The following is a 12,447-nucleotide window of genomic DNA, read 5'->3' as shown; positions in this document are numbered from 1 at the left end:
AAATGCTGAATGACAAGATAATTTGTCATTCTATCGTATCGGGCCTGATGATTTTTGGAAAAGATATAAGCAGAATTGCGCTTCGACGCTAAATTGTGCCTGCTGTTCCAGTACTGTACGCAGCTCAGCTTTGGCTTTCCATGCATAAGGAGTCATGGCAATCAAGTCCTGAAGTTGCTGCTGATTGAGTTGTAACTGATCACAAATCAGAAATTGTTCAAGAAGCTGAAATTCAGGGGCAAGTTGTTGCACAAATTTTTCAGGTTCATGTGGTTTAACCTCATCAAACAATGCGTGACGCATTGCAAGCAAATGCTGTGGTGCAGGGGTTGCCACCAATAGATATCCTTGAGGTTGTAACACTCTTAACATTTCTGCTTTGGGTAGTGGACTAAAAAAGCTACTACACAACTGTAAACTCTGATCTTGTACTGGCAAGATAGCACCTGTGCCAACGACCCATGTAACTTGTCGCTGCCGATCTTGTTTTGCAGCAATTTGTACTGCACTTTTGGCAATATCAACTGCGATCAAATGTGGAATTTGCTGTGCGATTGCTTGTGTGTAATAACCTTCGCCACAACCGATGTCAATAGCGGACAAAAGATCTAATGGTTGAATCACATCTACAATTTTTTGCTGAAGTTTTTGATAAAAGCCTGCACTCAAGAAACGGCGGCGTGCAGCAACTGCTTCAGGCGTATCCCCTGGTGTTTTACTATGTTTATGTTGTACTACATGCAGATTAACATAACCCTGTTTGGCTTGATCATAGCTATGCTGATGAATACAACGCCATGTTTTCTCTTGTAAAATCAATTGCTCTCTACAGACAGGACACATTAAATTCATAAGGATTATCCATTTTTTTGCAGAAATGCTTGTGCCTTCAAACCAACGAAACGCCGTCCCGGATTATTACCCTGAATCCATTCTTCAGCAGTGAATAAATCAAATAAACCAACCTTAACTAATGTTGGAATTGCAGTGCTAAGCTCAGTTTCTACGGCTCCACGTTCACCCTTATTATATCGTTGTATGTTATACAACATTGTCGCAACTGTACCCGTTTGAACCTGACTTCCATCCTTAAGTTTAACCTGAGGTAAAGTTTGATCATCTTGTACAATTTTGCTGTTAATCATGGCAAGTGCATCAGAACCATCAATTTTTGACATCTTAATCTCCCGCAAAATATAAAAGCCAGCATGATCGCTGGCTTTCAAGGACATAAACCATTAACGTAATTTTAGCGTCATCAAACCTAAAACAACCAACATGATGGTAATAATCCAAAAACGGATCACCACCTGAGTTTCTTTCCAGCCTTGTTTTTCATAATGATGATGCAAAGGTGCCATTAAGAATACTCGTTTATTACGCATACGCAATGAGCCGATTTGTAGAAATACTGAAATAGCTTCCATCACAAATACGCCACCCATAATTGCAAAAACGATTTCCTGACGAACCATAACTGCAATTGTTCCCAGCATTGCACCTAATGCTAATGCGCCAACATCGCCCATAAACACTTGTGCCGGGTGAGCATTAAACCATAGAAATGCCAGCCCTGCGCCAATCATGGCAGAACAAATCACCACCAATTCTGAGGTATAACGCACATAAGGAATATGTAAATAATTGGCAAAACGAATATCACCTGACAAATAGGCAAACACACCCAAACCGGCAGCAACCAGCACAATCGGCATAATCGCCAGTCCATCCAGACCATCGGTTAAGTTAACTGCATTAGATGCGCCATTAATCACCAAATAAGTGAATACAATAAAGGCAATACCCAATGGAATCGCAGAAAATGGAATGCTAAGGTTTTTAAAGAATGGAATCAGTAGATCCAGCATATTGGCAGTATACACAGGATTATTCTGCTGTATGGCAATGATATATAATGCAATCCCGGCACCTAATGAAGCAATTGATGTCCAGAAGAACTTTTTACGTGCAGGTAATCCAGCATTATCTTTATAACGGATTTTGATCCAATCATCTGCCCAGCCAACTGCACCAAAGATCACCATTACACCCAGAACAATCCAGACATAAGGGTTACTTAAATCGGCCCAAAGTAAGGTACTGATCCCAATTGACATTAGTACCAAAACACCGCCCATTGTCGGTGTTCCCATTTTTGCCGCATGATTTTCTGGCGCATAGCTACTGACAGCCTGACCATATTTCAACGCGCGTAACTTGCGAATCATGACTGGCCCGAGCAGCAATCCAATTCCCAAAGCAGTCAAAACACTGAGTAAGGCACGCAGGCTTAGATAACGAACCACCTGAAATGAACTATGATAGCCAGCAAGGTGTTCAAACAGCCATAACAGCATTTAAAGTTTCTCCATCAATGCCGCCAATAAATTTTCGGTATGGGTATAACGAGACCCTTTGAACAAAAATGTTATTGGCTGGGGTTGATGCTTATTAACAAGGGCAAGCAAGGCGTCCAGTGCGTCTTGTTGATTTGCATAAGCGGTACATTTATTAGAATTTGCGCCATGCGCAACAGCAGGCGCATATTCACCTACTGCAATCAGATAATCAAGCGGTTTTTGTAGTAGATCATGACCAAGGGCATAATGTTCGGCTCCAACGGCATCACCTAGTTCGCCAATATCGCCCATTACCATGACTTTAATTCCAACCTGCTGACATAACACATCTGCCGCTGCACGCATGGAATTAGGATTGGCATTGTAAGTGTCATCAATCAATAGATATTGATGTTTATTCAAGAAATTTAAACGACCCTGAGCACCTTTCGCCTGTGCCAAACCTTCAGCAATGTCTGTTAATGTCACATGAAGTGCCAGCGCAAAACTTGCTGCAGCTTCAGCATTATGCACATTATGTTCGCCGGCAAAGGGTAAGTGAATATGAATTACACCTTGTGGTGTAACCAGGTCAAATTCTGAGGATTGAGCATACAATTCAACATTTTTTGCATATACATCACCCAGCTCTCCAAAACCAAGCTGAGAAACATGCTGTGCCGCTTGACGAATTTGAGTCACAAAATCATCTTCAACGGGAATAATTGCCGTACCACCTAATTTAATATGGGCATAGATTTCTGATTTTGCGTTACAGATCCCCTGACGACCACCAAACTCTCCCAGATGAGCTGTGCCAATATTAATAATTCCAGCAACATCAGGCTGAACCAATCCAGAGGTATAATCAATCTCTCCCTGATGACTGGCACCCAGTTCCATCACAGCATAACGATGATCCTGCCTCAATTCCAGCAGCATCATTGGTACACCCAGATCATTATTCAAATTACCACGGGTAACCAGTGTTTCCCCCAAACGAGAAAAAATACTCCCCAACATCTCTTTGGTCGTAGTTTTACCACTGCTGCCAGTTAATGCAATCACTTGAAGCGATGAACATTGCTGCCTACGATAGGTACCTAAATGTCCTAATGCAAGACGAGTATCAGCAACAATAAGTTGCGGCAAATCTAATCCATCAATTGCACGTTGCACAATAACACAACTGGCACCTTGTTCAGCCACTTGACGAACAAAATCATGCGCATCAAAGCGTTCACCTTTGAGTGCTAAAAATGCATCACCTACTTTTGCCTGTCTGGAATCTGTCAATATACGTTGAATTTGTAACGCTTCATGAGCAACGGAGGATTTTCCCCCAGTTAAAGCAGCATTATCAGGCATCAACCAATAACCCTGTGTTGCTTGCTGTAATTGTGTGCTGGACCAAGGGTCTAAACGCCCTGTACTGGTGGTGGAAGTATGCATGATTATCCTTTTTTTGGCGGTAATTAGGCAAGATAGGCTTGATCAGGTTGGTGATGTTGTCCGTTCAATGCAGCCTGAACTTCAATCACATCATCAAACCAATGTCGGACACCATCAATTTCCTGATAATTTTCATGTCCTTTACCAGCAATGACCACAATATCACCTGCTTTTGCCTGTGTCACAGCAGCTTTTATGGCTTCCCTCCGATCATGAATTTCCTGAACCTGATGCCCAGCAAAATCTAGCCCGGTTTTCATGTCGGCAAAAATTTGTTCAGGATTTTCGCTACGAGGATTATCGGAAGTTAAAATAATGTGATCTGCCGTAGTGAGTGCTGCTTGTGTCATTTGTGGCCGTTTACCCCGATCACGATCACCACCACAACCAAATACAGCCCAAAGCTCTGCTTCAACATGATGCCGTAAACCTTGTAATACTTGCTGTAAGGCATCTGGCGTATGGGCATAATCCACAATAAATAAACGATTTTGATCGGTAATGGTTTGCATGCGTCCAGGTGCGCCATGTAATTGAGGAATCAATGGCGCAATAGCATTTAAGGCAAAGCCGAGTTTTTCCACGCTAATTATGGCTGCCAATAAATTTTCAACGTTAAAGCGTCCCAATAGTGGACTATGAATTGAATATTCACCTGTAGGTGTATGTAATCTGAATTGTGCACCCTGCAAACTAAAATTCAATGCAGAAATTACATATTCCGCATGCATATTTTCTATACTATAACGCCATATTTTCGGCTGTGAAGGATTATGCTGTGCATGTTCAATCATTAATGCGGCATGTGCATCATCAACATTAATCACGACATGTTTTAAACTGGTAAAATCAAATAATCTGGCTTTGGCTTTGGCATAATTATCGAGGGTTTTATGATAATCCAGATGATCACGGCTTAAATTTGTATATGCTGCGACTTCAATATCAGTTCCGGCAATACGTCCTTGATCAATGCCATGTGAGCTGGCTTCTAACGATAAAAATTTTGCCCCTTGTTGGCTAAATTGATAATGCATTTGTTGAAACTGTAAGGCATCCAATGTGGTGTGTGTAGATGCCTCAAGATTTGGCAAAATACCATTTCCTGTTGTGCCCATCACTGCCGTCGGCTGTTGTAGCAAAGTCAATATTTCTGCAATTAAACGGGAAACCGTAGTTTTACCATTCGTACCTGTGACCGCAACTGTACGTGCTAAGATTTGTGGTGACTGAGCCTGTAAAAACCGTTGCTGAAGCGCGCCTAAAATAGGTCGTAAATTTGCCACATATAAAATATTATCCTTGGTATTCAGTGCATCTTCTATTTCAGTCAATACACCAATTGCTCCAAGTTGCAAAGCCTGTTGCATATAAACTTGTGTTTTTTCTAAATCGTTATTAATGCCTTGTAAGGCTATAAAAATTTGTCCAGGCTGCACTTTTCGACTATCCAGACAAAACCCTTTAAATTCTGTATTCTTCCAACCAACAACCAGCGATTGATCAGGCCATATTTGAGCGAGTGTCGTCATTCGTTATGATGCCCCTTTTGGTGTTTCTAATGGACGATCCAATGGTACGTTCAATAAGCGTAAAGATTCTTGCATAATTCTTGCAAATACAGGTGCTGCAACCAGACCACCATAATATTTACCCTGTGGATTTTCTACCACGACAATCATGGCTATTCTCGGATTGCTGATGGGTGCAACACCAGCAAATAAAGCCCGATATTCACTTTGAGAATATCCCTTACCATCAGGACGTAATTTATGCGCCGTACCGGTTTTACCGCCGACCCGATAACCCGGAATAACAGCTTCTTTTGCGGTACCACCCGGTTGTGTCACAGCTTCAAGCATGTGTAACACGCTATCTGCAATCTGTACCGGCACCATTTGCTGCCCTTTCTCAGGTTCTGTACGTTTAAATAAAGTTAAAGGAATTTCAACACCATGATTGGCAATCATGGCATAGCCTTGTGCCAATTGCAGCACTGTGGCATTTAAACCATAACCATACGACATGGTAGCAACTTCCGAAATATTCCAGCGTTTTTGTGACAGAATTAAACCTGCACTTTCACCCGGAAAACCTACAGCCGAACGTTTACCAAAACCGATTTTTTTATAAAATGTTGGTAAAGTAGCGTATGGCATGGACAATGCAATTTTAGACGCACCAATATTCGAAGATTTAATAAGTACGCCACCAACTGTCAGTGTCCCATAATTATGGGTATCTCGAATAGTATGATTACCAAGACGCATACTACCCGGGCTGGTATTGATTAATGTTTCCGGAGTAAATTTACCGCTTTCTAATCCCATAAGTATGGTAAACGGTTTCATGGTTGAGCCGGGTTCAAAGGAATCAATTGCACCACGATTACGCATGGCATCCTTATTTTTTAAACCATTTGGATCATTCGGATTATAAGATGGCCAGCTATTCATGGCGAGAATTTCACCGGTTTTAACATCTACGGCTATTGCAGTTGCCGAACGAGCATTATTAGCAACACCCGCAGCAGTTAATTCGCGATACATAATATACTGTAGTCGGGAATCGATACTCAGTGTAACATTTTCACCCGGTTTGCCCTGTTTTAATACTTCTTCAACCTTTAAACGATTACCACGACGATCACGCAGAATTTTTTGCTGACCCGCTTCCCCAGCCAAACGCTTGTTTAGCTGCATTTCCAGACCTTCGACACCATCACCATTGCTATTGGTAATCCCAATAATTTGGGCATTTGGCTGAGGTTGTGGATAAAACCGTTTGTAAGTTTTTTCGGTATATACCCCCTGAAAATTTTTCGCCATAATGTCATCAGCAATTGGCGGTGGTACTTGTTTTTTCAAAGGAAAGTAACGCGAATTGGCACGTTTTTGCACTTCTTGCTGGAGATAAGCCGGACTAAGACCAACTTCTTTCGCCAGTGCATTCAAATCCAGATTTTTTGTGGTTAAATCACGTTTGAGCTTGAGGTTGTCTGGATCAGTTTTAAGTTTGGCAAGTGCGCTTTCATGTCGTGCCTTGGCTTCCAGATAATCTGTAGGATCAATCACCACTGTCATCATTGGCGTGCTAATCGCCAAAGGTATGCCGTTACGATCGCTAATCACACCACGCATGGCAGGCACATCTTCTAACACCGTCATATTTCGGTCAGCACGTTGCTGTAAAAAATCACTGTCCAGTATCTGAATATAAAAAGCACGGCCAACAAGCAATAAGAAAGCCAATGCAACCAATGTCCATAATACCCGATAACGCCATAAATCCTGAGCAAGCGTGGGTTTTGCACTAACGGCTTTTTTACGTTGTTTCGTTTCTTTTTTCTGCGCAACCATTGCTGTGCCTTAAACCTTACCAATTATTTAATAGAAACCACAACTGTTTGTGATGCCGGTGGAGAATACATTCGCAGTTGAGTGACTGCACGTGTACCAATCTGTGCAGTGGCGCCAAACGTTTGCTGTTCAATCAATAAACGTCCCCATTCAGCATTTAGGTCATCTCGCTCCTTGGCGAGTTGGTTATAGATTCGGTAATCATGGCGATAATTAAACACCTGATTAACCACCATAAAAGCACTCCCCATAATCACAAGAATCATCACGACAATGACTGCAACCTGTTTTAACCAGTATTTTTCACGCAGCATTGTTTTTTTCACCATGACATCATGCTCCCAAACGTTCTGCCACACGCAACCATGCACTACGTGATCGTGGGTTTTGTTTGACTTCTACATCAGAAGGCGCAATACGGGCAATTTTTTTCAGTGTACGATTATCGATATGCTGTGGCATTCCCCAGTCCTGTTCCGGTAGGGTTGAAGATTTTTGAATAAATTGCTTAATTAAACGGTCTTCAAGTGAATGAAAGCTAATTACTGCCAGACGTCCATTTGGTTTCAGCATTTCTACGGCCTGAGGCAAGAAGTTTTCCACATCATCAAGTTCTTTATTAATCGCAATACGAATGGCCTGAAACGTGCGAGTTGCTGGATGTTTATGTTTTTCCCATTTTGGATGAGCAACTTTTACAATTTCCGCAAGCTGCGCTGTTGTCTCGATCAACCCAGCCTGTTTAATCGCTCTGGCAATTCTGCGACTATAGCGTTCTTCCCCATATTTAAAAATCACATTGGCCAGATCAGTTTCATCCATCGACAACAACCATTGTGCTGCCGTCTGCCCCTGTGAATTGTCCATACGCATGTCAAGCGGACCATCATGCATAAAGCTAAAACCACGCTCGGCCTGATCCAGTTGTGGAGATGAAACGCCCAAATCCGCCATAATGCCATCCACAACTGGAATATCATGCTGTTGTAATTGTTGCTTTAATTCAGCAAAACTGGCATGAATAATCTGAAAACGTGCATCTTCCTGTGCTAATTGTTGCGCAGTCGCAAGTGCCTGTGGATCCTTATCAAACGCAATCACCCGAGCCTGTTCATCTAGACGGGAAAGTAATTCACGTGTGTGCCCACCCCGTCCAAAGGTAGCATCGATAAAAATTCCTGTTTGACGCTCAGCCAGTACAGCATTTACAGTTTCATTTAATAGAACAGAAATATGCGACATCTAAAATCAACAATATGGTTAAATAACTCAAGATTAAGCTGATCATTATTCAATGATTAGCCCCAATGACCAAGCGACTTTTTGTATATAATTTTAAATCTATACTTTTCGTCAAAATATATTATACGCTGAATAAAGGCTTAAAATCATGATAGTTGTTTTGCATTAACTGATTTTTGGCGGGAATTGCCGATCTACTATACAATGCTTTTTTAACCGCTCTGCCAAAAACTCAATAAATAGACGAACCCGTTTTGGCAAATGTTCTTGTTGATAATAAACTGCATGAATTTGCTGATAATATGATATATTTTGATCTTTAAGTATTTCGACCAATTTACCTTCCTGAATGTCTTTTTCTACTAAAAACTGTGATAAACAGGCAATTCCATTTCCTAATAATGCCAGTTGCCGAATAGTTTCACCATTGGATGCTTTAATTTTAGGTTGAACCGTGAGGAATTGATCGTCCATTTTTAACGGCCAAATATTATTAGTATTCGGCATTTTACTTAAACCAATTAATTGATGTTGCACTAAATCCTGTACTGTTTCCGGATAACCAGCCCGTGCCAGATATTCCGGACTGGCCACAATATATAATCGACTTTGACACAATAATTTTGCATGTAGGCTTGAATCATTCAACTGTCCGAAACGAATTGCCACATCGGTTTTTTGTTCGAGTAAATCAATGATCTGATCATTACTATTTAATTCAATTTCGATACAGGGATAACGCTGCATAAACTCCTGTATCAACGGTGCAATAACATGCAATACAAAAGGTGTAGCCGAATCAATCCGGATCAACCCCGAAATTTCATGATCAAAGCGCAATAAAGCATCTTCTGCTTCGCCAAGGTCATTCAGAATTTTTCGTGCCTTATCCAGAAACAACTGCCCTTCCTGCGTCAATTTTAATTTTCTTGTGGTACGTTCAAGTAAAGTTACATTAAGTTTTGATTCCAGACGCTGCAATGCCCGACTTAATCCAGATGTAGTCTGATTCAATTGTTGTGCAGCATAGACAATAGAACCTGCATCAACAATAGTGACAAAGGCAAGTAATTCTTCAATTGAGGATTTCATTTGATCACCACATTCTATTGTTGATTTTTAGTCAATAATATTTTGCTAAACATACTGTTTTTTTGCAACAAAAATCCAAGCAAAATATCCATCAAAATCAGACTGAATATGTTATTCAGTCTAATATCAGAGATTAAACCGAGGTCAAGTAAGATGAGCATTCCAAAATTTGGTGTTGGTACCTTTCGATTAAAAGACCAAGTGGTGATTGACTCAGTCAAAACCGCACTTGAGGTCGGTTATCGTGCCATTGATACTGCACAGATTTATGAAAATGAAGCAGAAGTTGGACAGGCGATTGCCGAAAGTGGTGTCGCACGACAAGATTTGTTTATCACCACAAAAATCTGGACAGACAATTATTCCCGTGAAAAATTAATTCCCAGCTTAAAAGAAAGTCTGCAAAAATTAAGAACAGATGCCGTCAATCTTACCTTAATTCACTGGCCCGCACCGGCACAAGGTTTTGACATTGCCGAGATTGTGACAAATCTTTATGAAGCCCAACAACAAGGTTTAACACAATATATTGGTGTGTCAAACTTTAATATTGCCGAAGTACAACTAGCAATTGATGCTGTCGGCAAAGACAATATTATCACCAATCAGATTGAGCTTAGTCCCTATCTGCAAAATGAAAAAGTGGCAAACTTCCTCATCAGTCAAAATATTGATGTCACGTCCTATATGACATTGGCTTATGGCAAAGTCCTGAATGATCCTGTATTACAAGAGATTGCCCACCAACATCAAGCCAATACAGCACAAATTGCTTTGGCATGGGCTCTACAAAAAGGTTATGCGGTCATTCCATCTTCAACCAAACGGCAACATCTGATCAGTAATTTACAGTCACAGGACATCCAATTAAGTGCAGATGACATACAACGCATTACTGCACTTGAACGTAATGGTCGAGAAGTCTATCCGGCACAATTAGCACCGCTATGGGATTAAGGTTTTAGCCATGAAACTTAATTTTCCCTTACTTGCACTGGCAATTGGTGCATTTGCTATCGGGACTACCGAATTTTCACCGATGGGTTTCCTCCCACAAATTGCACAAGGTATGCAGATTTCCATTCCGCAAGCCGGTATGCTTATCACTGCCTATGCGCTGGGCGTGATGATTGGTGCGCCACTCATGACCTTATGGTTTAGTCGTTTTCCACAACGTAAAGCCTTAATGTTATTAATGGTACTCTTTACTGTTGGCAATTTATTGGCTGCCATTGCGCCCAATTACCTGAGTTTGATGGCTGCACGAGTGATCACCAGTTTAAATCACGGTGCTTTTTTTGGTATTGGTTCGGTCGTGGCTGCCAGTCTTGTTCCCAAGGACAAACAAGCCAGTGCCGTCGCTGCCATGTTTATGGGTTTAACCATTGCCAATATTGGCGGTGTGCCACTGGCAACGTGGTTTGGACAAAATATTGGCTGGCGTGAGGCATTTGCAACCATTGCCATTCTCGGTATGCTGACCATTTTGTCCTTATGGAAAGCCTTACCACAAGGTCAGGCTGGTCATCCGCCCAATGTTAAGCAAGAACTTAAAGTTTTGACACGTGGACCGGTTATTTTGGCATTACTCACTACCGTAATGAGTGCCGGTGCAATGTTTACCCTATATACCTATATTGCACCAAGTTTGAAGTATTTCAGCAATGCCACGCCACAACTGGTCACTGTCATGCTGATTTTAATTGGTATTGGCTTTTCCATCGGTAATCATCTGGGTGGTAAATTTGCCGACCGCTCAATTGATAAAACCCTGATCGGCTTTTTAGTCTTACTGATATTGATGATGGTACTTTTCCCATTTTTGGCCAAAACAGCGATCGGTGCAGGCATTGCATTGGTGATTTGGGGTGCCGCTGCCTTTGCAGTAGTCCCGCCATTACAGATGCGGGTGATGTCGGTTGCTCATGAAGCACCGGGATTAGCATCTTCCGTCAACATTGGTGCATTTAATCTGGGTAATGCCATTGGTGCAGCAGCCGGAGCAGCCGTATTAAGTCTGGGCTGGAATTATATAGCAGTTTCCTTTGCAGGTGCAGTACTGGCCGGATTAGGGCTAGTGCTGGTTTATCTTCAAACTTATTTATACAAGAAATCTGCATCACCTATATGACCAAGCACATACTCAATAGAGCTATTGTTATGTTACTTGGTCTATTGAGTATTTTATATTCGTGATAAAGCCTTTTGAATTAGCGTAATGCATGTTTGTAAATCATCTTCGTATAACGCATGTCCTGCATAAGGAATATTGGCAATATCGGCTTTCGGTAAAACTTTACTTAACGCTGTCAATTCTTCCAATGATAATAAGTGATCCTGATCTCCCCGCATTGCCAATACAGGGCATTTGATCAGGTTTAGCATACGATTGGGATAGCCTGTTTCTGACTGATCTGTCCAAAGATGATTCACAACACGGTAAACTAACTTATCAAAATTTGGTTCAGCATTGATCTGTTGATAATAAGTGACAGATTCGGGAAACATCGTCAGCCATTGCTTGGCTGTCAAGCTTTTCAAGATATTCAAAGATTGTGCTTCTAATTGCCATTGGGCGCCAATCGTAATGATTTGCTGAACCTGATCAGAATGTTGTGCAGCAAGGCGATATGCAACAATGCCACCATCACTAAAACCAATAATCGTATATTGATGAATATTGAGTTTCGCCAAAATATACTCAACATCGGCCTGATGTTGTGCATAACTAAACGAGTAATCATCTTGATATGTTGAACGCCCATGACCTGCAAAATCAATTCCAACAATATGAAAATCCGCACTTAGACTGTTTACAATCGGGTTTAAATCTACGATATTGCCTAGCCCACCATGTAAAAACACGATAGTTCGTTTATCAGATGAACTATGTTGCTCGACATAGAAATTTGCAGACTCTGTTTGAATGAATTTTCCTGATTGATGATCAAATTGATACATAT

The 12,447-nt window shown here is 41.3% G+C and carries 12 protein-coding genes; 2 read left to right on the top strand and 10 right to left on the bottom strand.

What is annotated here, in order from left to right; all coding sequences use genetic code 11:
• Positions 1 to 30 precede the first annotated feature (30 nt).
• From F4V57_RS07920 to F4V57_RS07880, 9 genes are all read right to left on the bottom strand, one after another.
• Positions 31 to 852, bottom strand: a complete 822-nt coding sequence (locus F4V57_RS07920) for a putative RNA methyltransferase (RefSeq protein WP_070070893.1) — start codon at positions 850 to 852, stop codon at positions 31 to 33.
• A 5-nt stretch (positions 853 to 857) separates the two neighbouring features.
• Entirely contained in the window at positions 858 to 1,178 is a 321-nt protein-coding gene (locus F4V57_RS07915) for a DUF7709 family protein (protein WP_070070914.1), read from the bottom strand.
• Positions 1,179 to 1,238: 60 nt separating this feature from the next.
• Positions 1,239 to 2,357 (bottom strand): phospho-N-acetylmuramoyl-pentapeptide-transferase, encoded by a 1,119-nt coding sequence (mraY, locus tag F4V57_RS07910; protein ID WP_070070892.1) that lies wholly within the window; start codon positions 2,355 to 2,357, stop codon positions 1,239 to 1,241.
• A complete protein-coding gene (locus F4V57_RS07905) occupies positions 2,358 to 3,791 on the bottom strand; it encodes a UDP-N-acetylmuramoyl-tripeptide--D-alanyl-D-alanine ligase (protein ID WP_070070891.1) in 1,434 nt (477 codons plus the stop codon).
• Between the two features lie 23 nt (positions 3,792 to 3,814).
• Positions 3,815 to 5,323, bottom strand: coding sequence for a UDP-N-acetylmuramoyl-L-alanyl-D-glutamate--2,6-diaminopimelate ligase (locus tag F4V57_RS07900; protein ID WP_070070890.1), 1,509 nt, complete (start codon positions 5,321 to 5,323; stop codon positions 3,815 to 3,817).
• Positions 5,324 to 5,326: 3 nt separating this feature from the next.
• Positions 5,327 to 7,150 carry a peptidoglycan D,D-transpeptidase FtsI family protein gene (locus F4V57_RS07895; protein ID WP_070070889.1) on the bottom strand — a complete coding sequence of 608 codons (1,824 nt, stop codon included), beginning with the start codon at positions 7,148 to 7,150 and terminating at the stop codon, positions 5,327 to 5,329.
• Between the two features lie 23 nt (positions 7,151 to 7,173).
• Positions 7,174 to 7,479, bottom strand: coding sequence for a cell division protein FtsL (ftsL, locus tag F4V57_RS07890; protein ID WP_070070888.1), 306 nt, complete (start codon positions 7,477 to 7,479; stop codon positions 7,174 to 7,176).
• A 4-nt stretch (positions 7,480 to 7,483) separates the two neighbouring features.
• Complete coding sequence (gene rsmH / locus F4V57_RS07885) at positions 7,484 to 8,392, bottom strand: 16S rRNA (cytosine(1402)-N(4))-methyltransferase RsmH (RefSeq protein ID WP_070070887.1); 909 nt, start codon at positions 8,390 to 8,392, stop codon at positions 7,484 to 7,486.
• 165 nt (positions 8,393 to 8,557) lie between these two features.
• A complete protein-coding gene (locus F4V57_RS07880) occupies positions 8,558 to 9,484 on the bottom strand; it encodes a LysR family transcriptional regulator (protein ID WP_070070886.1) in 927 nt (308 codons plus the stop codon).
• A 153-nt stretch (positions 9,485 to 9,637) separates the two neighbouring features.
• On the opposite strand from F4V57_RS07880, the gene dkgB reads away from it, so the two are divergent.
• On the top strand, positions 9,638 to 10,441 hold the full coding sequence (gene dkgB / locus F4V57_RS07875) for a 2,5-didehydrogluconate reductase DkgB (RefSeq protein WP_070070885.1): 804 nt from the start codon (positions 9,638 to 9,640) through the stop codon (positions 10,439 to 10,441).
• Between the two features lie 10 nt (positions 10,442 to 10,451).
• Positions 10,452 to 11,615 carry an MFS transporter gene (locus F4V57_RS07870; protein WP_070070884.1) on the top strand — a complete coding sequence of 388 codons (1,164 nt, stop codon included), beginning with the start codon at positions 10,452 to 10,454 and terminating at the stop codon, positions 11,613 to 11,615.
• 53 nt (positions 11,616 to 11,668) lie between these two features.
• On the opposite strand, the gene F4V57_RS07865 is transcribed toward F4V57_RS07870, so the two are convergent.
• Entirely contained in the window at positions 11,669 to 12,445 is a 777-nt protein-coding gene (locus tag F4V57_RS07865; protein WP_070070883.1) for an alpha/beta fold hydrolase, read from the bottom strand.
• Positions 12,446 to 12,447: the final 2 nt, after the last annotated feature.

It is taken from the genome of Acinetobacter qingfengensis (genome assembly GCF_008693185.1).
Classification (GTDB): domain Bacteria; phylum Pseudomonadota; class Gammaproteobacteria; order Pseudomonadales; family Moraxellaceae; genus Acinetobacter; species Acinetobacter qingfengensis.
This window is presented reverse-complemented; position numbering and strand designations above follow the sequence as displayed.